Source organism: Phenylobacterium sp. Root1290, assembly GCF_001425305.1.
Taxonomy (GTDB): domain Bacteria; phylum Pseudomonadota; class Alphaproteobacteria; order Caulobacterales; family Caulobacteraceae; genus Phenylobacterium.
In genome coordinates this window covers 272,230-297,177 of sequence record NZ_LMEE01000003.1, presented here as the reverse complement: position 1 = coordinate 297,177, position 24,948 = coordinate 272,230, and the positions used below count along the sequence as shown (strand labels likewise).

Annotated in this window: 25 protein-coding genes; 17 read left to right on the top strand and 8 right to left on the bottom strand. The window is 69.0% G+C overall.

Annotated elements, in window-relative coordinates; genetic code table 11:
* Positions 1-373: 373 nt before the first annotated feature.
* On the top strand, positions 374-1,372 hold the full coding sequence (locus tag ASC79_RS16040; protein ID WP_056023642.1) for an NAD-dependent epimerase/dehydratase family protein: 999 nt from the start codon (positions 374-376) through the stop codon (positions 1,370-1,372).
* On the opposite strand, the gene ASC79_RS16035 is transcribed toward ASC79_RS16040, so the two are convergent.
* On the bottom strand, positions 1,365-2,435 hold the full coding sequence (locus tag ASC79_RS16035; protein WP_056022297.1) for a glycosyltransferase family 2 protein: 1,071 nt from the start codon (positions 2,433-2,435) through the stop codon (positions 1,365-1,367). The genes ASC79_RS16040 and ASC79_RS16035 overlap by 8 nt on opposite strands.
* Before the next feature lie 103 nt (positions 2,436-2,538).
* Between ASC79_RS16035 and ASC79_RS16030 the strand changes: the two genes are divergently transcribed.
* The 3 genes from ASC79_RS16030 (at position 2,539) to ASC79_RS16020 (ending at position 6,261) form a co-directional block, all read left to right on the top strand.
* Positions 2,539-3,666: a glycosyltransferase family 4 protein gene (locus tag ASC79_RS16030; protein ID WP_082532163.1), complete on the top strand. Its 1,128-nt coding sequence runs from the start codon at positions 2,539-2,541 to the stop codon at positions 3,664-3,666.
* 32 nt (positions 3,667-3,698) lie between these two features.
* Positions 3,699-4,874 carry a class I SAM-dependent methyltransferase gene (locus ASC79_RS16025; protein WP_082532162.1) on the top strand — a complete coding sequence of 392 codons (1,176 nt, stop codon included), beginning with the start codon at positions 3,699-3,701 and terminating at the stop codon, positions 4,872-4,874.
* 109 nt (positions 4,875-4,983) lie between these two features.
* Complete coding sequence (locus tag ASC79_RS16020; protein ID WP_056022306.1) at positions 4,984-6,261, top strand: DUF1254 domain-containing protein; 1,278 nt, start codon at positions 4,984-4,986, stop codon at positions 6,259-6,261.
* On the opposite strand, the gene ASC79_RS16015 is transcribed toward ASC79_RS16020, so the two are convergent.
* Positions 6,258-6,704 carry a hypothetical protein gene (locus ASC79_RS16015; RefSeq protein ID WP_056022308.1) on the bottom strand — a complete coding sequence of 149 codons (447 nt, stop codon included), beginning with the start codon at positions 6,702-6,704 and terminating at the stop codon, positions 6,258-6,260. The two genes, ASC79_RS16020 and ASC79_RS16015, sit on opposite strands and share 4 nt — an antisense overlap.
* A 336-nt stretch (positions 6,705-7,040) precedes the next feature.
* Here ASC79_RS16015 and ASC79_RS16010 point away from each other — a divergent pair, with 336 nt between their 5' ends.
* The 3 genes from ASC79_RS16010 to ASC79_RS16000 are packed head-to-tail and all read left to right on the top strand — an operon-like array spanning position 7,041 to position 11,367.
* On the top strand, positions 7,041-7,760 hold the full coding sequence (locus tag ASC79_RS16010; RefSeq protein WP_235528763.1) for a response regulator transcription factor: 720 nt from the start codon (positions 7,041-7,043) through the stop codon (positions 7,758-7,760).
* Entirely contained in the window at positions 7,757-9,061 is a 1,305-nt protein-coding gene (locus tag ASC79_RS16005; protein WP_056022315.1) for a FecR domain-containing protein, read from the top strand. The genes ASC79_RS16010 and ASC79_RS16005 overlap by 4 nt, the downstream gene beginning before the upstream one ends.
* Complete coding sequence (locus ASC79_RS16000; RefSeq protein ID WP_056022318.1) at positions 9,058-11,367, top strand: CHASE2 domain-containing protein; 2,310 nt, start codon at positions 9,058-9,060, stop codon at positions 11,365-11,367. The genes ASC79_RS16005 and ASC79_RS16000 overlap by 4 nt, the downstream gene beginning before the upstream one ends.
* Here ASC79_RS16000 and ASC79_RS15995 read toward each other — a convergent pair.
* Complete coding sequence (locus tag ASC79_RS15995; RefSeq protein ID WP_056022321.1) at positions 11,364-11,834, bottom strand: hypothetical protein; 471 nt, start codon at positions 11,832-11,834, stop codon at positions 11,364-11,366. The genes ASC79_RS16000 and ASC79_RS15995 overlap by 4 nt on opposite strands.
* A 575-nt stretch (positions 11,835-12,409) precedes the next feature.
* Between ASC79_RS15995 and ASC79_RS15990 the strand changes: the two genes are divergently transcribed.
* A complete protein-coding gene (locus tag ASC79_RS15990) occupies positions 12,410-12,910 on the top strand; it encodes a helix-turn-helix domain-containing protein (protein WP_056022324.1) in 501 nt (166 codons plus the stop codon).
* Between the two features lie 64 nt (positions 12,911-12,974).
* Here the strand turns inward: ASC79_RS15990 and ASC79_RS15985 are convergent, their stop codons facing one another.
* Together ASC79_RS15985 and ASC79_RS15980 are read right to left on the bottom strand one after the other, a co-directional pair.
* Positions 12,975-13,178 (bottom strand): cold-shock protein, encoded by a 204-nt coding sequence (locus ASC79_RS15985; RefSeq protein WP_056022327.1) that lies wholly within the window; start codon positions 13,176-13,178, stop codon positions 12,975-12,977.
* A gap of 180 nt (positions 13,179-13,358) precedes the next feature.
* On the bottom strand, positions 13,359-13,988 hold the full coding sequence (locus ASC79_RS15980) for a TlpA disulfide reductase family protein (protein WP_056022329.1): 630 nt from the start codon (positions 13,986-13,988) through the stop codon (positions 13,359-13,361).
* Here ASC79_RS15980 and argH point away from each other — a divergent pair, their 5' ends adjacent.
* From argH to ASC79_RS15960, 4 genes are all read left to right on the top strand, one after another.
* The gene (gene argH / locus ASC79_RS15975) at positions 13,989-15,419 is read left to right on the top strand and encodes an argininosuccinate lyase (protein WP_156378385.1); all 1,431 of its coding nucleotides are present in this window, start codon (positions 13,989-13,991) and stop codon (positions 15,417-15,419) included.
* On the top strand, positions 15,419-15,697 hold the full coding sequence (locus tag ASC79_RS15970) for a lipoprotein (RefSeq protein ID WP_056022335.1): 279 nt from the start codon (positions 15,419-15,421) through the stop codon (positions 15,695-15,697). The genes argH and ASC79_RS15970 overlap by 1 nt, the downstream gene beginning before the upstream one ends.
* The gene (gene lysA / locus ASC79_RS15965) at positions 15,694-16,977 is read left to right on the top strand and encodes a diaminopimelate decarboxylase (RefSeq protein WP_056022338.1); all 1,284 of its coding nucleotides are present in this window, start codon (positions 15,694-15,696) and stop codon (positions 16,975-16,977) included. The genes ASC79_RS15970 and lysA overlap by 4 nt, the downstream gene beginning before the upstream one ends.
* Before the next feature lie 131 nt (positions 16,978-17,108).
* Complete coding sequence (locus ASC79_RS15960) at positions 17,109-18,830, top strand: ATP-binding protein (protein WP_162244300.1); 1,722 nt, start codon at positions 17,109-17,111, stop codon at positions 18,828-18,830.
* On the opposite strand, the gene ASC79_RS15955 is transcribed toward ASC79_RS15960, so the two are convergent.
* A complete protein-coding gene (locus ASC79_RS15955; RefSeq protein ID WP_056022341.1) occupies positions 18,827-19,360 on the bottom strand; it encodes a phosphoribosyltransferase in 534 nt (177 codons plus the stop codon). The genes ASC79_RS15960 and ASC79_RS15955 overlap by 4 nt on opposite strands.
* Positions 19,353-20,213: a DUF3426 domain-containing protein gene (locus ASC79_RS15950; RefSeq protein WP_056022344.1), complete on the bottom strand. Its 861-nt coding sequence runs from the start codon at positions 20,211-20,213 to the stop codon at positions 19,353-19,355. The genes ASC79_RS15955 and ASC79_RS15950 overlap by 8 nt, the downstream gene beginning before the upstream one ends.
* Positions 20,214-20,269: 56 nt before the next feature.
* Between ASC79_RS15950 and ftsE the strand changes: the two genes are divergently transcribed.
* Genes ftsE through ASC79_RS15930 form a run of 4 tightly spaced genes read left to right on the top strand, consistent with a single transcriptional unit; the run spans position 20,270 to position 23,200 of the window.
* On the top strand, positions 20,270-20,986 hold the full coding sequence (ftsE, locus tag ASC79_RS15945; protein ID WP_056022347.1) for a cell division ATP-binding protein FtsE: 717 nt from the start codon (positions 20,270-20,272) through the stop codon (positions 20,984-20,986).
* The gene (locus tag ASC79_RS15940; protein WP_056022350.1) at positions 20,983-21,870 is read left to right on the top strand and encodes an ABC transporter permease; all 888 of its coding nucleotides are present in this window, start codon (positions 20,983-20,985) and stop codon (positions 21,868-21,870) included. Before ftsE ends, ASC79_RS15940 begins: the two co-directional genes overlap by 4 nt.
* Positions 21,867-22,484, top strand: coding sequence for a YdcF family protein (locus ASC79_RS15935; protein WP_056022352.1), 618 nt, complete (start codon positions 21,867-21,869; stop codon positions 22,482-22,484). Before ASC79_RS15940 ends, ASC79_RS15935 begins: the two co-directional genes overlap by 4 nt.
* A gap of 5 nt (positions 22,485-22,489) precedes the next feature.
* A complete protein-coding gene (locus ASC79_RS15930; protein WP_056022355.1) occupies positions 22,490-23,200 on the top strand; it encodes a 1-acyl-sn-glycerol-3-phosphate acyltransferase in 711 nt (236 codons plus the stop codon).
* Positions 23,201-23,209: 9 nt separating this feature from the next.
* Here the strand turns inward: ASC79_RS15930 and ASC79_RS15925 are convergent, their stop codons facing one another.
* On the bottom strand, positions 23,210-23,749 hold the full coding sequence (locus ASC79_RS15925; RefSeq protein ID WP_056022358.1) for a gamma-glutamylcyclotransferase: 540 nt from the start codon (positions 23,747-23,749) through the stop codon (positions 23,210-23,212).
* On the opposite strand from ASC79_RS15925, the gene ASC79_RS15920 reads away from it, so the two are divergent.
* Entirely contained in the window at positions 23,748-24,815 is a 1,068-nt protein-coding gene (locus tag ASC79_RS15920) for a DUF2125 domain-containing protein (protein WP_056022361.1), read from the top strand. The genes ASC79_RS15925 and ASC79_RS15920 overlap by 2 nt on opposite strands.
* Positions 24,816-24,948 lie beyond the last annotated feature (133 nt).

Genomic DNA, 24,948 nt, shown 5'->3' with positions numbered 1-24,948 from the left:
GACAGTCGCGCTCTACTCCGACTTACGAGTGGGACGTTCGACTTACCAAGGTCCAGCTAACCACGGCGGGGAGCGAAGAACATGACAGGCAATCGGCAAGGCGCAGCGCGCCGGACGCTGAAGCTCGACAGTAATTTCAGCTTTTCCCGTCGGCGCTTGACGTGCTGGACGGCGTGATTCTCCGAATCGGGGAATGACGTTTTTTCTTGATGTATCGAAACGTAAATCGACTAGTGTGTAACCTATAAGTCTCGGATTAAATCGTTCTTTAGCGCGCCCCAATGATGGGAAGTCGACCTCTAGAAAAGCTAGAGCGTCGAAACACTCCCGCTTTTGGTGAAGCTAGCGCTACCGTTCACAACTGGGGGTGAATGTGGGAAAGTCAGTACTCGTTGCCGGTGGATGTGGCTTCCTCGGCTCGCACCTTATTGATCGCCTCCTGCTGAGGTCCGATGTCGATCGAATTCTTGTCGTCGACAATCTCTGGACCGGCACGCGGGACAACCTGAAGCACATCACGGATCCGCGCCTGCACCTCGAAGTCAGCCCGGCCGAGAGCTTCTCGACGTCCGAGCGCTTCGACGAGATCATCCACCTCGCGTCCCCGGCGTCGCCGCCGTGGTACATGCGCGATCCGGTGGGCGTCATCCAGGCGAACCTCGGCGGCGCGATGAACCTGCGCAACCTGCTCGCCAAGGGCGGTCGCTTCTGCTTCGCCTCGACCTCTGAGGTCTACGGCGACCCGCTGATCTCGCCGCAGCCGGAAAGCTACCGCGGCTCGGTGGACTGCACCGGTCCGCGCTCGTCCTACGACGAGAGCAAGCGCTGCACGGAATCCCTGCTGTTCGAATGCCGGCGCGTGTACGGCATGGACATCCGCATCGTGCGCCTGTTCAACGTCTACGGCCCGCGCACGCGGATCGACGACGGCCGCGCGGTGTCGAACTTCCTGGGCCAGGCCCTGACGACCGGCAAGCTCACCGTCTACGGCGATGGCCTGCAGTCGCGCAGCTGGGGCTATGTCGACGACATCATCGACGCCCTGGAACGCTTCTTCTGGCGCGACCAGGTCAGCTATGGCGGCCCGCTCAACGTCGGCAACGACCGCGAGATCTCCGTGCTGGAAGTCGCCGAGTTCATCACCAAGCTGGTTCCCGGCTCGTCGATCGAGTTCCTGCCGCCCGTGCCGCAGGACCCGACCAACCGCCGTCCCGACCTGACGCGCATGAACGAGATCCTGCCGGGTTGGTCGGCGGACATCCCCTATGAAGACGGGATCCGCCGCACGCTCGACTGGTTCAAGCTGCAAATCGGACAGCAAAAGACCGCCCCAGCGCTTGCGCCGGCGCCCCTGCTGATGGGTCCTAACTAGCCGGACGCTCCACCATGCGCGGATTGTATGCCGCATCGAGCGCAGCCAGGTTCTTGAACCTTTGAAGCCTGCGCCTCGCATCCCACGCGGTATCAACCTCGGTCTCGGAATACGCGTCGAAGTGGCGCGGGTCGACGGCGCGCTCCGGCGCGCCGCTTCGCCGACTGAGGTAGATGAACGCCAGACGCGCCTGCTCAGCCAGCTTGAGCGGCGCGCCCACGGCGTCGTGCGCGAACGCCTGTCCGACGGCGTCCAGGGCGTCCTTCACCTGGCCGCGGCGGACGCGGTTGCGGGCGTACTCTGCGAAGAACGTCGCCATCCGGCGCCGCGCCAGCTCGCGCGCCGGCTTGTCGAGCTCGGGCCACAGCACCTGGTACATGTGGATGTGCGAGCGGATCATCCGCCCGGCGTCCAACGTCATCGCCCCTTCGGTGCGGCGGTAACCGGTCAGGTAGGCGGGCACGCAGGCGAACTGGTGATTGAGCGCGATCTGCAGCTGGATCAGATAGTCCTCGCAGCCCTGGTTGCCGGCGGCGTTCAGCCCCGGATCGAACCGCAGGTCGCCCAGCGCGCTGCGCCGGATCAGCGGCGTGCTGCCGTTGGAGACGAAGTTCCAGTCCAGGTGGCGGTACAGCACCCAGCCCTCAACGATCGGCGTGGCCGAGGGGTCGACCACCCGGCCGCTGGTGTCGATGCGGCGGTACCAGTTGTAGACCAGGCCCAGGCTCGCCGGCCCGGTGCGGAAACGCTCGAGCTGCTGGCGCAGCTTGTCGGGGTGCCAGAGATCGTCGGCGTCCAGCAGCGCGATGTAGTCGCCTCGCGCGGCGTCGATGCCCGTGTTGCGCGCCGCCGCCACCCCGCCGTTGGGCTTGGAAATGACCCGCACCCGGGCGTCCTGCGCCGCATAGGACTGCGCCATCGCCAGCGTCGCGTCCTTGGAGCCGTCGTCGACGACGACCACCTCCAGGTTCGCATGGGTCTGCCTCAGCGCCGACCTCATGGTTTCGTCGAGCGTCGCGACGGCGTTGTAGGCGGGAACGACGACAGAGATCAGGTCAGACATCGGCTTACTTCGCGGTGAAAAAGTGCATATTTCGAACTACACTATTCGAATATCTGTGGTCGCCCATGGCCTCAAGCCAAACGGCCGGTGATCAGGAGCCAATGTGCGTATAGCCTTTGTCTCATTGGGGAGCCCGTTCAACCGCGCGTCGTGGAGCGGCATACCCTACTATGCGCTGCGCGAATTGAGCCGGCGCTTCAATGATTTGACCGTCATCGACACGCCCCGGGTGGACGAAAGCCTGCGTTACGCCTCCAGCCTCGCCGCGGTCGGCGTGCTGGTTTCGCGCGAACCGGTCGTCACGCGGGCCTTCGCCCATTGGCTCGACAAGCGCCTGACCGAGGCCGACGCCGACGCCGTCATCTCGATCGGCGCGGCGCACAAGGTCGCCTACATCGATCCGAAATGGCCGGTCGTCCATGTCGCCGACGCCCTGTTCGGACCGCTGGTCGACTACTATCCCAAGTACCGCCCCCTGAACGGACGCAGCCGGCGGATCGGCAACGCGCTTCAGCGCCAGCTGATCAACCGCAACCAGCCGATCCTGCTGACCTCGGACTGGGCCGCCCGCTCGGCCGCGGAATATTACAACGTTCCCAACGACCGGTTCGAAGTGGCGCCCCTGGGCGCGAACTTCGACCTCGAGCCGGCGCCCTGCGAGCGGACCTCCCAGGGCGACAAGCTGAAACTGCTGTTCGTCGGTTACGACTGGCCGCGCAAGGGCGGCCCCCTGGTGCTCAAGGTCTTCAAGGAACTGCGCCGCCACCTCGGCGACGCCGAACTCCACATCGTCGGCTGCAAACCGGCCGAGAGCTTCGGCGTCGAGGGCGTCGTCCACCACGGCCACCTCAGCAAGACCGATCCGGCCCAGGCCGCCCTCCTCGAGAGCCTGTTCCGTGAATCGTCGTTCCTGTTCATGCCCAGCCAGCAGGAAGCCTTCGGCCTGGTCTATTGCGAGGCCTGCGCCTTTGGGTTGCCCTCGATCGCCCGCGACACCGGCGGCGTGAGCGCCATCATCAAGAACGGCGAGAACGGCCTGCTCTTCGACGCCGACGCCGACGTCGAGACCTATGTCGCCGGCATCCGCGAGGGCTGGGCCGACGAGCAGCGCTATCTGGCCATGACCCGCGCGGCCCGCGCCGCCTTCGAGAATCGCCTGCGCTGGCATGTGTGGGGCGCCACGATCGAGGCTCAGATCCGCGCCCTGGGACAGCGAGACGATGATGACTGACGCCGGCCGGCATCGGCGGAGGCCAGGCTGACATGGCGGAGCCCGCGCCCCAACGGTTGGAGCAGTTGCTGCAACTCGGGATCCTGCGGCTTCGCGAGCACTTCCTGCATCACGCCGAACTGATCTTCCGGCAGATGCTGGCCGACACGCCCGACCACCCTCACGCCCAGCGGTTCCTGGGCGTCACGCTGTTCAAGCTTGGCAAGCGCGACGAGGGGATCGAAATGCTGCGCCAGGCGACCGCTGCGCCGGAAACCACGCCCAAGGCCTGGGGCGATCTGGCCGCCGCCCTCCATCGCATGGGCGACGAGGAGGAAGCGGCCCGGGCCTACGGCCGCGCCCTGCATGGCCCGCCGACCCCGCCGCCCTCCGACATCGCCTTCGCCACCGAGCGGGCCGTCCACGAGTTCAAGCTCGCCGACTACCCCTACCGCGCCACCGTCCGCTACGGCGCCGGCCGCCCTTCGCACTCGCGACTGCTCACCCTGATCGAGAGCGGCCGCGAGACCTACGCCGCCCAGTTCGCCGCCATCGCCGAGATCCAGGCCGACTTCAGCGACATCGCCTGGAGCGGCCACTACGACTCTTCAGAGCCCTTCTGGCTGAACGGCTGGTTCCCGCCGCTGGACGGCATGATCCTGACCAGCATGCTGCGGCAGACCAATCCCAGCCGCTTCGTCGAGGTCGGGTCCGGCGTCTCGACCAAGTTCGCGCGCCGGGCCGTCGAGCGTTACGGGCTACGCACCAAGCTCATCTCCATCGACCCGCAGCCGCGCAACGAGATCGACGCGCTCTGCGACCAAGTCCTGCGCAAGCCGCTGGAGAACTGCGACCCTGCGATGTTCGACGTGCTCACGGCCGGCGACATCTTCTTCCTGGACTCCTCGCACCGCGCCTTCCAGGGCTCGGACGTCACCGCCTTCTTCCTCGACATTCTGCCGCGGCTGAAGCCCGGCGTGCTCGTCCAGATCCACGACATCTATCTCCCCGACGACTACATCGGCGGCCACGTCGAGCGGCTATGGAACGAACAATACCTGCTGGGCGCCGCGCTGCTGTTCGGCAGCGGCGCCTTCGAGATCCTGTTCCCGTCCTGGTACGCAGGCCAGGACACGCGGATGGCCGAACACGCGGCCGGTCTCTTCCGGGGCGGCCCCCTCGATGGGCTCAACCTCTACGGCGCCTCGTTCTGGATGCGTAAAGTCTAGCTACGCGCTTCCCCTGATTGCCAGCCCGCCCTGTCGCAGGCAGGTTGCCCGCCCCGTCGCCCAGCCGCAGGGCCCGGGTCCGAAATCACGCGGCTGGGGACCAATTCAGATGTCGGGCACGCAAGCTTTCTCGTCGGCCACCGAGCTCGATCGCCTGCGCGATGCGGCCGCGGAGGCCTGGATCTTCGGCCTGCCCCTGATCGAGATCGCCACCACCCGCGCCAATCGGGCCGGCTTCGGCGGCGCGATGAACACCTTCGACCACATGCGCAATCTGGCCAACCACAGGATGCGCGCCGTCACCACGCCGAACAACGACACGCTCTATACCAGCGGCCAGCTCGACCTCAGCGCCGGCCCGGTGACCATCAACCTGCCGGCCTCAGGCGAGCGCTACCTGTCACTGGCGCTGATGGACGCCTACACCAACAACTTCGCCATCCTGGGCACGCGCACCACCGGTCCCGACGCCATGTCGTTCCGCCTCATCGGCCCGAACGAGCCGGCGGAAGGTCCTAACACCCTGCGCTCGCCCACCAATCACGTCTGGGCGCTGGCCCGCATCCTCGTCGATGGCCCGTTCGACCTCGAGGCCGCCCGCGCCGTGCAGGCCGGGATATCGATCCAGGGGCCGGACGCCCCGCAGGCCCAGACCTACGCCCGCCGCAGCGCGCCCTGGAACGAGTATTTCGCCAGCCTCGACGCCCTGATGGTCGCCAATCCGCCGTCGGTCACCGACCTGGCGCTCCTGCGCCGCATCGCGCCGCTGGGCCTCGGCGGCGGTGACTTCGACGCGTCGCGGTTCAGCGCCGATGAGGCCACGGCCATCGAGGCCGGCATCGCCCAGGCGCGCGCCATGATCCGCACCTCCGGCATCGGCGGCATGAACTGGGTCGACGGCTGGTCCTATCCCCGCTCCGACCTCGGCGACTTCGGACAGAGCTACGGCTACCGCGCCGCGGTCGCGCTGGCGGGCCTTGCGGCCCTGCCGCCGGTCGAAGCCATGTACATGCGCGGAAAGGGCGAAAGCCGCGGCCTGTACGACGGCGCCAAGGCCTGGCGCCTGCACTTCCCCGCCGACCGTCTGCCCGCGGTGAACAGCTTCTGGTCGCTCAGCCTCTACGAGGCCACCGAAGACGGCCAGTTCTTCTTCACCGACAACCCGCTCGATCGCTACGCCATCGGCGATCGCACGCCGGGGCTGGCCTACAACGAGGACGGCTCCCTCGATATCTGGATCGGTCACGAACACCCGGGCGAAGGGCGCGAGAACAACTGGCTGCCCGCGCCCGACGGCCCGTTCGCGCTCTTCATGCGCGCCTACCTGCCTAAGGCCGAGATGCTGGAAGGCGTCTACCACCTGCCGCCGGTGACGCTCGCCGGCTAGTGCACCCGCTCGAAGTGGCAGCAGAGGCGCTCGACCGCATAGACGGTGGCCCGCAGCTCGCGGGTCAGCACCGGGTTGAGCGTCTCGGCCTCTTCGCCGACCGCCCATAGCCCGCTCTCTTCGGCGCAGGCGGCCAGCAGCACCCGCAGGGCCAGCATCAGGTCTTCCCAGATCGAGCGGCCGTCGGCCGGGCTCTCCGGACCGGCCACGAACATCAGCTCGGCGAAGCGGCGCATGGCGCGCGAGGCGTGGGCCACGTCCATCGCCAGCGGACTCCCGGCGAATTCCGGCGCCGAGGTCAGCTGGGCAAGCTCGCCAGGCGATGCGCCGATCCACAGCAGGCCCTGGTTCAGCCGATGCAGCGACTCGCTCAGCCGCAGGAGCCAGTAGGTCAGCTGGTCCTGCTGGGACAGGCCAGGATAGGGGACATCCAGATACGCCATCGCTCAGCGCCCCGCTTCGGCGCGGGCGGCGAGACAGCGCCTCAGGGCGAGCCCCAGAGACACGACCATCAGGAGCCAGACGAAGAAAATGCCGGTGACGTAAACGGCGATACTCATAGGGGCACCAAGGGTAGACAACACGCCGCGCGTCGATGTCAGGCCGCTCGCCAGACGAAGCCGCGCTGCTCCTCGGTAGTCCAGAAGCCCGTCCCAACGGTGTAAACTTCCGGCACGTTTACACTTGTTTACCCACCCAAGCCGGACCATGGCTGTAATTCTCTAGTTGGCGCCGGCCGCTTTGCGGCGTCGATGACGGTCTGCGGTACTGATCGAGCAATGCGTATGAGAATTGCGGCGTTGGAAGACGACGACGCCCAGAGAGAGGCGATCGCTCGCCTGCTGGTGAGCGGGGGGCACAACTGTCAATGCTTCCACATGGCGACTCCGCTGATTGCGGCCCTTCGCCGGGAAACCTTCGACCTGCTTGTGCTCGACTGGAACCTGCCTGATATGAGCGGGCTGGACGTCGTCGCCTGGGCGCACAAGAACCTCGCGCCCTGCCCGCCGATCCTGCTGCTCACCAGCCGCTCGGCCGAGGCGGACGTCGTCGCCGGCCTGAACGGCGGCGCGGACGACTATGTGGTCAAGCCGGTGCAATCGGGCGTCCTGCTCGCCCGCGTGAACGCCCTGCTCCGCCGCAGCTACCCGGACCGCACCACCGGCGGCGTGGAGACCCACGGCGAATACCGCTTCAACCTGCCGGCCGAGCAGGTGACCCGCAACGGCGAGCCCGTGGCCCTGACCGCCAAGGAATTCGGCCTGGCCCTGCTGCTGTTCCGCAACGTCCATCGCGCGCTCTCGCGCGGCCACATCCTCGAGGCGATCTGGGGCCGCAACCCCGACCTGCCCACCCGTACGCTGGACATGCACATCTCGCGCGTGCGCACCAAGCTCGAGCTGCGCCCGCAGAACGGCTATCGGCTCGCGCCGGTCTACAGCTACGGCTATCGCCTGGAACGGCTGACCGAGGACCTGCCGGAAGAGGCCGCTGAATGAGCTGGAAGCGGGCGGCGATCGCGGGTCTGGCGCTGCAGGCGCTCGCCGCCGCGCCGGCGATGTCGGCCGAGCCGGTCGAACGCTACGTCGTTCAGCCCGGCGACACGCTCTACGAGCTGGGCCGTCGCTACTTCGCCGGGGGCGACTATCGCACGGTCCAACGCCTGAACCGGGTCGCTGATCCCAAGCGGCTGCAGGCCGGCTCGCAGCTCAAGGTCCCCGCGCGGCTCCTGAAGATCACCCCGATCGAGGCCCGCGTCGCCGGCTTCCGCGGCGCGGTCACGGTGACCGCCGGAGGGCGCACGCTGCCGGTCTCCACCGGCATGATGCTGAACGAGGGCGCGGTCGTCGCAACCGGCCCCAACGCCTTCCTGCGCCTGGATCTTCCCGACGGTACCCATCTCTCGTTGCCGTCCCAGAGCCGTGTCCGCCTCGGCAAGATGACGATGGTGGAAATGACCGGCGTCGTCCGCCGCGACCTGGAGGTTCAGAGCGGACGGCTGGAATCCGCCGTCACGCCGCTGCGCAACCCCCGTGACAGCTACACCGTCCGCACGCCGATGTCGGTGTCCGCCGTCCGCGGCACCGAGTTCCGCGTCGCCTATGACACCCAGGCCGAACGGGCCAGCACCGAGGTCATCGAAGGCCTGGTCGCCGTCAGCGCCGATCGCCAGGGCGAAGACGTCGCCGCCGCCTACGGCGCGGTCACCACCGCCGCCGGCGTCTCCGCCCCGATCAGCCTCGCGGCCGCGCCGAACGTCGCCAATCTTGGCCGGGTCCAGGATGAACAGGCCGTGCGGTTCCAGATCAGCGGCCCCGCCGCGGCCCGCGGCTATCACGTGCGCCTGGCCGCCGACGCCGGCTTCGTCGAGGTCCTGGACGAGACCGCATCGGACACCCCAGACTTGGCGCTCGGTGAATTGCCGGACGGCGTCTACTTCCTGCGCCTGGCGGCCATGGACGACAACGGCCTCCTCGGCCTGCCGGCCACCTACGCCTTCGAGCGACGCCTCAACACGCTCACCACCTCTGCGCCGGTCGCCAGCCGCGACGGCGGCCTGCGGCGCTACAAGTTCCGCTGGCAGGTCGGCGGCGCCGGCGAGCGCACCTACCGCCTCCAACTCCTGCGCGACGGCGCCGAGGCGCCGGTCGTCGACGAGGCCGGCCTGACGATGCAGGAACTGACCATCACCGACCTGCCCCCGGGCGTGTACAATTGGCGCGTCATGTCGCGAACCTTCGCAGGCGGGGGCTACTACGAGAAATGGACGCCCCTCGAGCGGTTCGAAATCGGGCGTTGAGCGACAAGGCCGCCATCGCCAAACCCTCGCTGTGGTCCGCCCGCCGGCGGGTCATCGCCGAATGGGCTCTGGTGGCCCTGGCGGTCTCGGCCCTGGTGACGATCCTGGCCCTGAGCCGCGCGACCGAACGCGCCGACAATGTCATCTTCGACACCGTGTCGGAGTGGGGCGTGCGCGCGCCGCACGACGACATCGTCATCGTCGCCATCGACAACCGCAGCGTGGCCGAACTCGGCCGCTGGCCCTGGCCGCGCGCGCAGCACCAGGCGCTGCTGGAGGCCCTGGCCCGATACGCGCCACGTGCGGTCGCCTACGACGTGCTGCTGGTTGAACCCGAGGCGACGCCCGGCGCCGACGAGGCCCTCGGCCGCGCGCTCGCCGCCGGCCCGCCGGTCTATCTGCCCCTGACCTTCGACGTCCCCGGCCCGGACGGCGCCCCCTTCGAGGTGTTGGCCCCGATCCCGCCCCTGGCCGCCCGCGTCGCCGGCCTGGGCCAGGTCAACGTCGCCTTCGACAGCGACGGCGTGATCCGCCGCACCTTCATGATCGAGCGGGACGGTTCGCACGCCTGGCCCCACCTGATGAGCTTCATGCAGGCGGCGGCCGGGCGCCGTCCCCCGCCCGCCGGCGCAGGCGCCGCGCCCGGCCCCGCACGCGACCTGCTGGCGCGGGAGGAGCCTCTGCTGATCTCCTTCGCCGGCCCGCCCGGACACTTCCGCACGGTGTCCTTCGTCGACGTCGTCAACGGCGCGACCCCGGCCGCCTTTCTGAAGGACAAGCTGGTCCTGGTCGGAGCCACCGCTGACGGCCTTGGCGACCGCTACGCCACGCCGCTCTCCAACCACACCGAGATCATGTCGGGGATCGAGTTGCAGGCGAACCTGCTCGACACCCTGCTGACCGGGCGCGCCATCAGCCCTGCGGGGCCCGGCCCGCTGCTGCTGTTCTCGCTGACGCCCCTGGCCCTGGCCCTGGCCGGCTTCCTGCTGTTCCGCCCGCGCGCCAACCTGCTGCTGGGGGCGGCGCTCGTCGTCGCCACCGTCGGCGCCAGCGCGCTCCTGCTGCTCCACGCCCGGATGTGGGCGCCGCCGACCGCCGCCTTGGCGGGTCTGTTGCTGGTCTATCCGCTGTGGAGCTGGCGGCGCCTGGAGGCCACCAGCGCCTACATGCTGCAGGAACTGAGGGCCTTTTCCCAGGAGCCCGACCTCCTCTCGGCCCTGGCCCAGCGCCGCGGCGGGCCGCCCACCGACGTCATCGACCGCCAGGTGGCGCTGATGCACGCCGCCATCGACCGCGCCCGCGACCTGCGCCACCAGGTGCTGGACGCGCTGCAGGGTTTGCCCGACGCCACCCTCGTCACCGCCCTCGACGGCCAGGTGCTGATCGCCAATCGCGAGGCCGAGGCCCTGTTCGGCGGCGCGGGCCTGGATCCCGCCAACCGTCCGGTCGCCGACCTGATCGCCGCGCTCGCGCCTGAGGCCGACGCCCTGGAGATCGCCGCCGAGGCCGCCGATGTCGAACTGGCGATCCCGGACGGTCGCTGCTTTGCGATCCGGCGCACGACGCTCGGCGAGGCCGGCGGCGCGGTGGTCGGCTGGATCGTGCGCTTCACCGACATCACCGCCCTGAAGGACGCCGGCCGCCAGCGCGAGCACATCCTCGAACTGCTCACCCACGACATGCGCTCGCCGCAGGTGTCGATCCTCACCCTGCTCGGCAGTTCGGAGGCCCAGGCCGTCGCCGCCCCGCTGTCCGACCGCATCGCCGGCTATGCGCGTCGCACCCTGTCGCTGGCCGACAATTTCGTGAACCTCGCCCGGGCCGAGGCGGACACCTACACGCTCGAGGTTCTCGACCTGGGCGACGCCCTGCTCGACGCCGTCGACGATCTCTGGCCGCAGTCCTCCGCCCGCCAGATCACGGTCATCGCGGCCGAGGCGGACGGCGAGGTGCTGGTCGAGGCCGACCGCTCCCTGCTCACCCGGGCCCTGATCAATCTCGTCGACAACGCCATCAAGTACTCGCCCGACGGCGGCCGCGTGGACTGCACCGTACGCATCGAGGCGGACCAGGCGATCTGCACGATCACCGATCAGGGCGAAGGCATGACCCCGGCCCAGGTCGCCAACCTGTTCAAGCGCTTCCAGCGCGTGCGCCCCAAGGGCGGCGAGCGGATCGACGGTGTGGGGCTGGGTCTCTCGTTCGTGCACGCCGTCGTCCAGCGCCACAGCGGAAGCATCGACTGCGTGAGCACGCCCGGCCAGGGCGCCGCTTTCGCGGTCCGGCTGCCGCTGGCGCGCGGCTAGAGCGCCGGCGCCAACCGCCCGGCCACCGCCGTGCTCAGCCCCTCGGCCGCCTCGCCGCAGTCCGGCTGCCGGCCCTTCACGCTCGCGCGCACCCGATAGGCCTCGCCGCCGGACGCCGGATTGATCACCCGCGCCGTAAGCGTGCACAGCTGGCCGCGCCGAGGCGCCCACCAGCGCGGCTTCTCCGGCGGCGCCACCCAGGCCTCGGGCGCGGCGCCGGCCGCCGGCTCCGGACCGGCATAGGCGCCGACCTTCGAGGGCCGCTCGCTGTAGCTGAGCTCGACCAGATAGCCGTCGCCCGGCGCATCGCGCATGAGCAGCCCCGCGGCCTGCAGCTTCGCGGCCACCGGCGGCGCGGGCACGGTCGCGGCCTTGTCCGCCTGCGCGACCGTCACCCCGCGCGCGCGCAGATCAGGCCGCGCGCCGCTTTCGACGACATCGATCTTGTTGGAGACGCAGCCTGCCAAGAGCAAAGCGCCAGCACAACATACCGGCGTTATTTTCATTTCGACCACGCCTTGAGCATCCCTTGAGTATGGTCATTTCGGCCGGCCAGTAAATGACCGCCGCCTCACCCAGGGGACTGCGGGACGGCCGGCATGGTGCTGTCGCCCGCGTCGCCAAATCGCTCGGCGGTAGATTTCCAACACGCCGCCAGCTCCGGCTGTCTGAATATTCTGTAGTTTCCGCGGCCTGCAACCTGTCGAGGTTTTCGGCGGCGCTCGCCAAGTGTGGCCGGCCGTCCACAGCCCCGCTGCAAAGCGTCGCCGAACACATCCAGAGCGCGAACGTGGGCCGACCGCGCCTGAACGCGCTCACCCCTTTTTGAAGTCCTCGCTACAACCGGCGCCGATCAGGTGAACAGCGATCTTAAGGCGAATAGACACCATATTTCGCGCGTCCAGGCCGTTGCACCCCCCGATTTATTAGCGAGCGGAAGCTTTCGGCCTGCGAGTACTCGGTTTCCAGGAAACACGTTCGCTGAGCATGCTCGGCAATCATCGCCTCTGCAGCGGCTCAGTACTCTTTTCAAAGCATAAATATGGGCCTTAACTTCCTTGAATCCAAAACGAACCTCGGAACCTCCATTCCGCTGGCGGACGATTTGGGTGAGGAGACCACAATGTCTGCTGAACCTTCCAACAAGACCCCCGACCCTATGGACGTGGCGCTCGGCGCGGCGGTCAGGATCCGGCGAAGGACAATCGGCATGTCGCAAGAAGCGCTTGCCGAACAGTGCGGCGTTAGCTTCCAGCAGATCCAGAAGTACGAGAACGGCGCCAACCGGATCTCGTTCTCCCGGCTCGTCCAGATTGCGCGGGCGCTGCGATGCCGGGTTGTGGACCTGATGGACGTCCTGGACACCCCGGCCGGCGACGGCGACGTCGACCTGCTGAGCCGGATGCGCACCCCCGGCGCGCTTGAGTTGTTGAGCGCATTCGAGCGGCTGCCGCAGGAAGCCAGGTCCTCCCTGGTCAACCTGCTCCGCGTCATGACCGACCCGGACGCTGGCCAGCGGACGCGCCAGAAGGAAGTGGCCTGAACGAAACGAGCGCCGGCCTGACTGGACCGGCGCTCGTCGTCGCGTTGCAGTTTGGGCTTGGCGCCTAGATCGGCTTGAGGTCGACGGCGGCGATCTTGCCGCGCTCTTCCCGCTCCACGAACTCCACCTTCTGTCCCTCGTTAAGGCCGCGAAGGCCCGCACGTTCGACCGCGGAGATGTGGACGAAGACGTCCTTGCTGCCGTTGTCCGGCTGGATGAAGCCGTAACCCTTGGTGGTGTTGAACCACTTGACCGTCCCGGTGGCCATAACGCTTTCGTCTCCCTGACTAGCGTCCAAACGGGACGCGCAAGCGACGCGCCCCGAAACAATCTCAAGTCTGGGAAGGCTGGTTCGGTCCGCTAAGGCGGGGCGACTGCAGGCCCAAGTCCGGATTGCAGGCGAAATTTTTGCACACGGCCAGGCTAGCCGGTCAACAACGAACCCGGTTCAATTTTCCGCCAGGACTTTATCGATCAGGGCTTTGGCGTCCTTGCCCGACCAATCGGCATCTCCCGCCAGACGGCCGCGCTCGACGCCGTCGGCGCCGTAGATCACCGTCGTCGGCATGCCCGCCGCTGGCGGCTTGAACGCGAACGGCATGGCCATGTTGGGATCGTGATAGAAGACAAGCGGCGCGTGCTTGGCGATGAACATGCGGGCCTTGTCGGCGTCCTGCGGCCGGTCGACGCTGATCGTCACCACCTGGACGGGCTTACCCTCATAACTGGCGGCCAGCTTGGCCAGGGTCGGCATTTCGATCACGCAGGGGCCGCACCAGGTGGCCCAGAGGTTCACCACCGTCACCTGCCCCTTGAAGTCGGCGATGCGCTTGGTTCCGCCATCGGCGTCCAGGAAGCTGGTGGCTGGCGCGGGGGCCGCTTCGAGCGGAACCACGAACTTCGCCATCTCGCCCTTGGCGAACGACTTCAACTCGGTTTCCCGCTGGGGGTTTATGGAAGCCTGGACGATGATGTAGACAACCGCGGCGACGCCGGCGACGGCGACGCCCCGCAGCACCCATTTCAACGGAAAAGCCTTGGATTCCCCCGCGGCTTTCTCAGCAGACTTCTCGGTCATATGACGCACTCTTCCTCGACTGGCGCCGGAACCCCGGCGCAGGCGCCCCAAGACGGGGGCCAGGCCATGTGGGGCGGACGGTTCTCGTCCAAGCCGGCCGATCTGATGCAGGCGATCAACGTCTCCATCAGCTTCGACAAGCGGCTTGCGGCCCAGGACCTGGCCGGGTCCCGCGCTCACGCGGCGATGTTGCTCAAGCAGGGCGTGATTACAAGCGAGGACGAGGCTGCGATCCAGGGCGGCCTGCAGGCCATCGAGGCCGAGATCGCCGCCGGGACCTTCCCGTTCCGCGACGAGTACGAGGACATTCACATGAATGTCGAGGCGCGGCTGCGCGAGTTGATCGGCCCGGCCGCCGGCCGGCTGCACACCGCCCGCTCGCGCAACGACCAGGTCGCGCTCGACTTCCGGCTCTGGGTCCGCGACGCCTGCGACCGGACGGTCGCCCAGATCCAGGCCCTCCAGCGCGCGCTGGTGGCCAAGGCCGAGCCGCACGCCGCCACCCTGATGCCGGGCTTCACCCACCTGCAGCCGGCCCAGCCGGTGACCTTCGGCCACCACCTGCTGGCCTATGTCGAGATGTTCGGCCGCGACGCCTCGCGCTTCGCCGACGCCCGCGCGCGGATGAACGAGTGCCCGCTGGGCGCCGCGGCCCTGGCCGGCTCGCCGTTCCCGATCGACCGCCACGCGACAGCCCAGGCCCTGGGCTTCGCCGCGCCGACCGCCAACTCGCTGGACAGCGTCTCGGACCGCGACTTCGCGCTGGAGAGCCTGTCGGCCGCCACCCTCTGCGCCGTGCACCTGTCGCGCCTGGCCGAAGAGATCGTGATCTGGATGACGCCGCAGTTCGGCTTCGTGAAGCTGACCGACGCCTTCACCACCGGCTCGTCGATCATGCCGCAGAAGAAGAACCCGGACGCCGCCGAGCTAATCCGCGCCAAGGTCGGCCGCATCCTCGGCTCGCTGACCCAGCTGACCGTGGTCATGAAGGGCCTGCCGCTGACCTATTCGAAGGACATGCAGGAGGACAAGGTCCCGACCTTCGAGGCCTTCGACGCCCTGGAGCTGTCGCTGGCCGCCATGGCCGGCATGGTCGCCGACCTGGAGCCGAACGCCGAACGCATGGCCGCCGCCGCCGGCGCCGGCTTCTCCACCGCCACGGATCTCGCCGACTGGCTGGTGCGGACCCTCGACATGCCGTTCCGCGACGCCCACCATGTGACCGGGGCTGCGGTGAAGAAGGCCGAGGGCCTGGGCGTCGATCTGCCCGGCCTGCCGCTCGCCGAACTGCAATCCATCGAGCCGCGGATCACCGCGGCCGTCTTTGACGTGCTGACGCCGCAAGCGTCGGCCGCCAGCCGCAAGAGCTACGGCGGAACCTCGCCGGAGCAGGTCCGCGCCCAGATCGCGCGTTGGAAGGAGAAGCTCTGATGAACCTTCATCCCCTCGCCGCGATCGCCATGATCGGCGCGGTCGCCCTCGCCGGCTGCGGCCAGATGGGCGACCTTGAGCGTCCCGGCCCGATGGTCGGCAAGGGCTCGGGCGCCGACGCCGGCGCCGACCCGACCCGCCAGGTGCGCACCATCGACCCGCGCACGCGCGACGACCGCCCGGCGCCGCCGCGCACCCTGCCGATCGACTCGGCCCAGAACCCGACCGCCAGCGCCCCCCAAGGCGCCCTGCCCGACCCGTACGCGAACCCCCGATGAATCATTTTGAGCTGAAGGGCGGCGAGCTCTTCTGTGAGGGCGTGTCCCTGGCCGACATCGCTACGGCGGTCGGGACCCCGGTCTATGTCTATTCCAGCGCCACCTTCGAGCGGCACTACACCGTGCTGCGCGACGCGCTGGTGGCCGAGGGCATCAAGGGCGACGACGGCGGCGACCCGCTGATCGCCTTCGCGGTCAAGGCCAACTCGAACCTGGCCGTGCTGCGCACCCTGGCCAAGCTCGGGGCCGGCGCCGACACCGTGTCCGAGGGCGAGGTGCGCCGCGCCCTGGCCGCCGGCATCCCGGCCGAGAAGATCGTCTTCTCCGGCGTCGGCAAGACCGAGGGCGAGATCGCCTTCGCGCTCAAGGCCGGCGTCGCCGAGATCAACGTCGAGTCCGAGCCGGAAATGCGCCTGGCCAGCCAGGTCGCCCAGTCGCTGGGGACCCGCGCCACCATCGCCATCCGCGTCAATCCCGACGTCTCGGCCGGCGGCCACGCCAAGATCTCGACCGGCAAGTCCGACAACAAGTTCGGCGTCTCGTTCTCCGAGGCCGAGCGTCTCTACGCCAACGCCTCGAACGATGCGGGTCTCAACCCGGTCGGCGTGACCTGCCACATCGGCAGCCAGATCACCGACCTGGAACCGATGGCCAAGGCCTTCGAAAAGATGCGCGGCCTGGTCGAGCGCCTGCGTGGCGAGGGCCTGTCGGTCCAGCGCCTCGATCTCGGCGGCGGTCTGGGTGTGCCCTACTTCAACCAGCCTGAACCGCCCTCGCCCGCCGACTATGCGCGGATGATCGCCAAGACGATGAAGGGCCTGGACGTCGGCTATGCCTTCGAGCCCGGCCGCATGATCGCCGCCAACGCCGGCGTCCTGCTGGCCCAGGTCCAGCACATCCACGAGCGGCCGGAAGGCAAGAAGTTCGTCGTCCTCGACGCGGCGATGAACGATCTGATCCGCCCGGCGATGTACGACGCCTATCACGAGATCGTCCCCGTCCATCCGCGTGCGGGCGAGCCCGTCGTCTACGACGTGGTCGGCCCGATCTGCGAGACCGGCGACACCTTCACCCGCGAGCGCGCCCTGCCGCCTCTGCAGGCCGGCGACCTGATCGCCTTCCTCAGCGCCGGCGCCTACGGGGCCGTGATGTCCAGCGAGTACAACAGCCGCCTGCTGGTCCCCGAGGTCCTGGTCAAGGGCGGCGCCTACGCCGTCGTGCGGCCGCGTCCGACCTACGACGAGATGCTGGCCAGGGAAGCGCCCGCCCCCTGGCAATAGGCGCGACACTTGGGCTCGGCGGCAGCCAAGGCCTGACGAATATGAGGATCTCCCCGCCTCGAGGGCGGGGTTAATCCTTACCACACGAGCTTAGCCTTATGGTCGCCGGGTAACAGCGGCAGGCTCTGCAAGTGCATTGGAAAGAGATCGTCGACGACGGCCGTCCGGGCGTAACCCTGGACATGACCAAGCAGAGCTGGAAGCACCGCGTCATCATGTCGGCGATGGCCGGCCTGCTGCTGTTCGCAACGCTCGGCCCCGTCGCGCTGCTCTGCTGGGCCGCGGCCAGTTTCGTTCTGGAGATCTGGCTGATCGTCGCCCGCGCCCGCTTTCAACGCTGGGGCCAGGCCGTGTCGCGCATCGAGCGCCTGGCTCCGATCATGCTCTATGGCGCGTCGTGGTCGGCCATGGCCGTCATCTGCTGGACCCGGGGCGGCCCGGCCCTCCAGTTCGCCGCGCTGCTGATGCCGTTCGGCCTGCTGGTCGCCTCGCTGAAGTATACCTCGGTCAGCCGCGCGTCCTTCGTCTTCCTGGCCCCGTTCCCGCTGCTGGCGATCGGCCTGCCGCCGCTCCTGTTCGGGGGGTTCAGGGGTTTGGACCTGGCGATCGTAGTGTTCTCGCTCGTCGCGCTCGCCGCCTGTGTCGTCAATGTCGCCCGAACCATACGCGCCAACGCCCTGGCGCTGGAAAAAGCCCAGGCTGAGGCGCAGGAAGCCAGCCGCGCCAAGTCGGCCTTCCTGGCCATGATGAGCCACGAGCTGCGCACCCCGATGAATGGGGTGCTGGGCATGGCGCACGCCCTTGCCGGCACCAAGCTTGGGCGCCAGCAGACCGACTATCTCGACATGATCATCCAGTCGGGCGACAGCCTGATGGCGATCCTGAACGACATCCTCGATCTCTCGAAGATCGAGGCGGGCAAGTTGAACCTCGAGAGCGTCGGCTTCGACGTCGAGAAGCTGGGCCGCCAAACCTTCTTGCTTTGGGGCGAGGCCGCCCGCCAGAAGGGCCTTGAGCTCTCGTTGGACATCGACGCGGACGCGCCGACCTGGCTGATGGGCGATCCTTTGCGCGTGCGCCAGATCCTGCTGAACCTGATCTCCAACGCGCTGAAGTTCACCGATCAGGGCTCTGTCGCCGTCCGCATCGCCGCGCTCGCCCCGCAGGGCATCGAGATCATCGTCACCGACACGGGCGTCGGCATGCGCCGCGACCAGCAGGAGAAGCTCTTCCAGGCCTTCTCTCAGGCCGAGGTCTCCACCACCCGCCGGTACGGCGGCACCGGGCTCGGCCTTTCCATCTGCCGCCAGTTGGCTGAGATGATGGGCGGCTCGATCGGCGTGGAGAGCGAGCCAGGCTCAGGATCGACGTTCCGCGTCGCCCTGCCGCTGCCGGCCGGCGCGGCGCCCGCCGCGGCCCAGGGCGCGCCCGATGCCGTCAGCCTCGAAGGCCGCCAGGTGCTGGTCGTCGACGACAACAAGGTCAACCAGGCCGTCGCCCGCGCCATCCTCGAGGCGGCCGGCGCAATGGTCAGTCTCGCCGATGACGGGATCGACGGGCTCGACCTGCTGCGGGCGAACCATTTCGACATCGTGCTGATGGACGTCCACATGCCCCGCATGGACGGGATCGAGGCCCTGCGCCGCATTCGCCTCGGCGAGGCCGGGCTCCGTCAGATCCCGGTTCTGGCCCTCACCGCCGACGCCATGTCCGACGAGTGCGAGCGGCTGATCGCGCTCGGCTTCGACGACGTGCATCCCAAGCCGATCCAGCCGGCAGAGCTGATGTACACGGTTGCCGCCTGGTGCGCCCAAGGCGACCGCCTGGCGGTGCTCGGCGCGACCGCCGCCTAATCCAGCGCGCCGATATAGGGCAGGCCGCGCAGCGCGCCGGCCGCATCCATCCCGTAGCCGACCAGGAACCGCGCTGGCGCTTCCCAGGCCACGAAGTCCGGCGTGATCGCCCGCGGCGTCGGCCACGGCTTGCTGGCGAAGACCGCGGTCAGCACGCGGCTGGCGCCGGCGTCGCGCACCAGCCGGTGCGCCTCCGACAACGACAGGCCGGTGTCGATGACGTCGTCGATCACCAGCGCCGTGCGCCCCGACAGCGGGCGCTGGAGGTCTGCGCGCACCTCGCAGCGTCCTAGGCTCGCGCGCTCGTCGCCGTAGGAGGCCAGCCACAGGGCGTCGAACCTCACATTGCGTCCCGCGCGCGCCAGCGCCCGCGTCAGGTCCGAGGCGAACCATAGCCCGCCGGTCAGCAGGCAGACGGCCACGGTTTCGTCGTCGATGACCGGTGCGATCTGGCGGGCCAGCGCCTCGACGCGGCCGGCGACCTCCTGCTCGGTCAGCAAGACAGTGGGTTCGGGGTATGCGTCAGTCATGGCTGGGCAGGGCGTCGGGGCTGCCCGGCGGCAGCGGCTGGGCTTCGATCGGCGCAGGCGCCGGCGGCGGCGCGGCGGCGGGGCGAAGGGCCGGGCCTGGCGCGTGTTCGGGGGCCGGGGCGGGATCCCCCTGCTTGACGCTCAGGTTCACCGGTTCACGCGGCGCGAAGGCCACTTCCAGCTCCTTGGCGCTCGCGGGCGGATCGAGCAGGGCGATGGCGAAGTGACGGGTTTCGCCGGGCGGGATGCGCGCATCGGCCGGCCGCGCGATCTTCGTCGCCACGGCCTTGCCCTGGGCGTCCAGCAGGCTGATGCGCAGCGGCGGGGTCACCACCGGCTCGTTCTCGATGTTGCGGATCATCCCCGAGACCGACAGCGCCGCATGGCCTTCCTGCAGCGAGGGCTCGAACCGCACGCCTTCGATCACCAGGCCCAGGCTGTTCACCGGCAGCCCGACCCCGGCATAGGCGCTGGCCGTCCGCGGCCACAAGCGCACCACATCGACCCGGAAGATGATGGCCAGCGCGATCATCAGCACCAGCGCCGCTGCCATGCCGGCCCAGATGACGCCGGTCGCCGCCGCCTCTCGGACCCGCCGCTCAGTGTCGGCCTTGGCCCGGAACGCCTTGGGAAGTTCGTCGCCGGTCAGCGGGCGCGGAGGCGCTTCGGGTTCGGGCGCGCGCTCGCGGGCGATCGCGCCTTCTTCCTCGGAATTCTCCAGCTCGAGCGAGATTTCTGCGGTCGCAGTCCAGCGCGCGCCGCAACTGGCGCACTTCACCAACCGGCCATCCGCGGGGATCTTCGAATCGTCCACGAAATAGCTGGTGGCGCAGTCTGGACAGGTCAGTATCATGACAGCCGAATCGGACGCTCCAGCAACCTCAACCGAGGTCGCCGATTTCGGCCCCCATGTCCAGAAACCCGAACGCCACAGGCGCCACCGACGCCGATCACGCCGTTGTCCGCTTCGATGATGTTTCGATGCGCTATGGTCGTGCCCCCGAGACTTTGAAGGACCTTACCTTCTCCCTGGAGCCCGGGTCATTCCACTTCGTGACCGGCGCTTCGGGGGCGGGCAAGACCTCGCTGCTCAAACTCCTGTTCCTGGCCGCTAAGCCCTCTAAAGGACTCATGCACGTATTCGGGCAGGACGTCTCGACCGTCGCGCGCGAGAACCAGCCTTTCCTCCGCCGCCGCATCGGGGTCGTCTATCAGGAGTTCAAGCTGCTGGAGCACCTGTCGGTGTTCGACAACACCGCCCTGCCCCTGCGCATCGAGGGCCGCAAGCCCGACACCTATCGCGACGACGTGGCCGAGCTCCTGGCCTGGGTCGGGCTCAAGGACCGCATGCACGCCATGCCCGCCACCCTGGCCGGCGGCGAGAAGCAGCGCCTCGCCATCGCTCGCGCCGTGGTCAACCGCCCTGAGATCCTGCTCGCCGACGAGCCGACCGGCAACGTCGACCCCGACATGGCGCTGCGCATCCTGAAGCTCTTCGTCGAGCTCAACCGCCTGGGCGCGACCGTGCTCTTCGCCACGCACGACCAGGACCTGGTGGCCCGGTCCGGCATGCCGGTCCTGCACCTGGAGAACGGCCGCCTCACCACGCCGAGGGAGCGTCGATGAGCGACTTCGACGTCGCCCGCTGGCGGCCCGCCCCGTTCCTGCCGGAATCGGACTCCCGCGACGGCTCCCTGACCTTCGTGGTGGCGGTGCTGTGCTTCCTGGCCTGCCTGACCCTGCTGGCGCTGCTCGCCGCCGACCGCGCCGCGCGCGACTGGACCGACCAGCTCGAGGGCCAGGCGACGATCATCGTGCGGCCCAAGGCCAACGAGACCCCCGACGGGGCCGCCGCCCGCGCCGCCGAGACCCTGGCCGGGGTCAGCGGCGTCGCCGAGGCCCGCGCCATGGAACGCGAGAAGGCCGAGGCCCTGATCGCTCCCTGGCTGGGCGACGCCGACCTCTCCGACCTGCCGGTGCCGCGTCTCGTCGCCGTGCAGCTGACCCGCGAGGCGCCCGCCAGCGCCGCCACGCTCGACCAGGCGCTCAGGGCCCAGGGCCTCGACGCCGTGGTCGACGACCACTCCGTCTGGATGGCCGACATCCAGCGCTCGGCCCGCACCGCCCGCTGGGCCGGACTGGCCGTCTTCGGCCTCATCGCTGTCGCCGCCGCCGCGGTCGTCGCCTTCGCCACCCGCGCCGGCCTCGCCGCGCGCCGCGAGGTGGTCGAGGTCCTGCACCTCTCCGGGGCCGAGGACCGCTTCATCGCCGGCCTGTTCCAGGTCCGCTTCGCGCGCATGGCCGCCACCGCGGGCTTGTTCGGAGCCGGCGGCGCAGCGATCATGGGCGCTCTCTTGCGCTTGGCTGGGGGAGGCCAAGGTTTGTCGCCGGTGCTGCCGATCGCCTGGATCGATCTCTTGTCCGTCCTGCCTGCGCCGCTGGCCGCCGCCGCCGTGGCCGCTGTCGCCGCGCGCTTCACCGCCCAGTCCATGATCCGGGAGCTGGCGTGAAAGGTCTGACCGCCCTCCTCGTCCTGGCCGCCATCTGGACCGCCGGCCTGCTGGCCTTCGCCGAGCGCGTCGAGCGCTCGACCCCGGCGCCCCGTCCGGCCGCCGCCGACGGCGTCGTCGCCCTTACCGGCGCCGGCTCGAACGAGCGCATCGGCGCGGCGATGGAGCTGCTCGCCGACGGCAAGGCCCGCCGCATGCTGGTCTCGGGCGTCAGCCGCGAGGCCTCGCGTGAGGATATCCGCGTGGTCAGCCGCGCCGCGCGCCGCCTCTACGATTGCTGCGTCGACCTCGGCTTCGACGCCGCCAACACCCTGGGCAACGCCCGCGAGACCCAGGAGTGGTCGCGGGCCATGCGCTTCGACAGCCTGATCGTGGTCACCGCCGACTACCACATGCCCCGCGCCATGCTCGAACTGCGCGGCGCCATGCCCGACAAGCGGCTGACCCCCTATCCCGTCGCCACCTCGGTCATGAACGCCGGGCGCTGGTGGCGCACCTCAGGGGCTGCGCGCCTGATGGTGACCGAGTATTGCAAGTATCTGGCGATCCTGGGCCGCGAAGCGGTTCTGGGCCTGGGCCCCCGCAGTGAAGCGGCGGCGCCGAAGAAAGGCTGAACGGCTTGACGACCCTCCGCTCCCTGGCGTTCGCCGCCCTGTTCTATCTGTGGTCCGTCCTCGTCGCGGTCGGCTGCGCGATCATCGTCCTGCCCGCCCCGCGCAGCTGGTGCACCGAGATGATGCGCGGCTGGGCCAAGGGCATCATCTTCCTGCTGCGCGTGGTCTGCGACATCAAGGTCGAGGTCCGCGGCCGCGAGCACATGCCCACCGGCGCGGCGCTTCTGGCGCCCAAGCACCAGTGCATGTTCGACGTCTTCGCCCAGTTCGCCTTCATGCCCGACGCCTGCTTCGTCATGAAGAAGGAGCTGATGTGGATCCCGTTCTTCAGCTGGTACGCGATGAAGGCCAAGATGATCGTCGTCGACCGCTCGGGCCACGCGACCGCCCTGCGCAAGCTGGTCAAGGACAGCCAGGAACGCTTCGCCGAACACCGCCAGGTGATCATCGCCCCGGAAGGCACCCGCACCGCCCCCGGCGCGGCCCCCGACTACAAGCCCGGCATCGCCGCCCTCTACCGCGAGATCGACGTCCCGGTGCACCCGATCGCCACCAACGCCGGCGTCCACTGGCCCAAGCACGGTTTCACCCGCAAGCCGGGCACCATCGTCTTCGAATATCTTGAGCCGATCCAGCCTGGCCTGAAGCGCGCCGAGTTCATGCGCACCCTGCAGGAGCGCACCGAGACCGCCTCCAACGCCTTGCTGGGACTGTAGCCCCGAGCCTCACCGCGCCGCCAGCTCGCGCGCCTCGACCATGCCCAGCAGCTTCTCCATGACCGGGTCATGCACGCCCATCTCGCAGAGATGGACCACCAGGTCGCGCAGGTAGTCGACGTTGCGGCCCGACAGGCCGTGCGCTCCGGCGATCAATTCCGCCTGCTTTTCCAGCGACAGCGCGCCGGCCCATTGCGGATGGTGCACGTCGGACAGGAAGACCAGCGTCTCGACCCGGTGGCCGTTCGCCAGCCGGATGTTGGCCCTGGCCTCGACATAGGTCTCGGTGGGCTGCTCGCGCTCGCGCAGATAGGCGTAGGTTTCTGGCCAATGCTCCTCGGCCACGCGATAGGCCGCCCCGCGCACCGCACCGCCCGGCGCCAGGCCCAGCACCAGCCCCGGACGCTGATAGGTGCCGCGATGATGCACTGAATAGATGCAGAAGGCGCGCCGCCGCCCGTGTAGGGTGGCCGCCTGGCGCTCGACGAACTCGAACCCCGGACGCCACATCAGCGACCCGTAACCGAAGACCCAACGCTCAACCGACATGGCCCGCCGCGAAAAATCCACCCCGCCTGCCTCCCGTGTGCCCGATCCGGCGCATCATCGCAAACCCCGCCGCGCAGGGCTCTACATCCCGTTCATCATCGCCGGGGTGGCCGCGATCGCCTGGAGCGGCCTTTGGGTCTATGCGCGCGGCGAGGCCGGCAAGCGCCTGGACGCCGGCGCCGCCCAGCTGCGCAAGGCCGGCTACGACGTCGCCTGGAGCAACCAGCGCATCTACGGCTACCCGTTCCGACTGAACATCCAGCTCGACGACGCCCGCATTCGCGAACCGTCCGGCTGGGCGCTCGCCGCGCCGAAGCTGGAGGGCCAGGCCTTCATGCACGGCCTGTCGACCTGGGTGCTGGCCACGCCCCAAGGCCTGACCTTCACCCGGCCGGTCGGCGGCCCGGTCAGCGTCAAGGGCGACGTCATCCACGCCAGCCTGTCGGGTCTGGACAAGCCGCTGCCGAACTTCTCGTTCGAAGGGACCAAGCTGGCCTTCGCGCCGACGCCGGGCGCCCAGCCGTTTGCGCTGTCAGCGGCCGACAAGGTCGAGTTCCACCTGCGTCCCGGTCCCGACGACCAGGCCGCGGTGTTCTTCAAGGTCGACGCCGGGGTCGCCCGGCTCTCGGGCCTGTTCGCCCGGATCGCCGGCGACAAGCCGATCTCGATCTCCTGGGATTCGATCCTCTCCAAGGTCAGCGCCTTCCAGGGCGCCAACTGGCCGCAGGCCGTGCAGGCTTGGACCACGGCCGGCGGCCGCATGACCGTGCGCCAGGCCGGGATCACCGCGGGCGAGGCGGTGATCGGCGCTCAATCGGGCGTGCTCAGCGTTGGCTATGACGGCCGGCTCAACGGTTCGCTCGACGTGACCCTGCGCGAGGCGCCCAAGGCGCTGGGCGCCATGGCCGAGACCGGCGTGATCCGCCCCGAGGCCGCCATCGCCGCGTCCGCGGTCACCGCCGCCCGCCAGGGCAATGACGACGTCGCCCGCGCCAACGTCACCTTCCAGGCTGGCCAGACCACCCTCGGCCCGGTCGCCATCGGCCCCGCGCCGAAGGTCTACTAGGCCCGTCCGCCGCTCCAAAACGTGTCATCCCGGAAAGCCCAAAGGGCTTGTCCGGGACCCATTCGCGCTGAGCATGCGGATTGGGACGGCGGGTTTGCCTGCCGAACCCGGTGTTCATGGGTCCCGGTCTTGC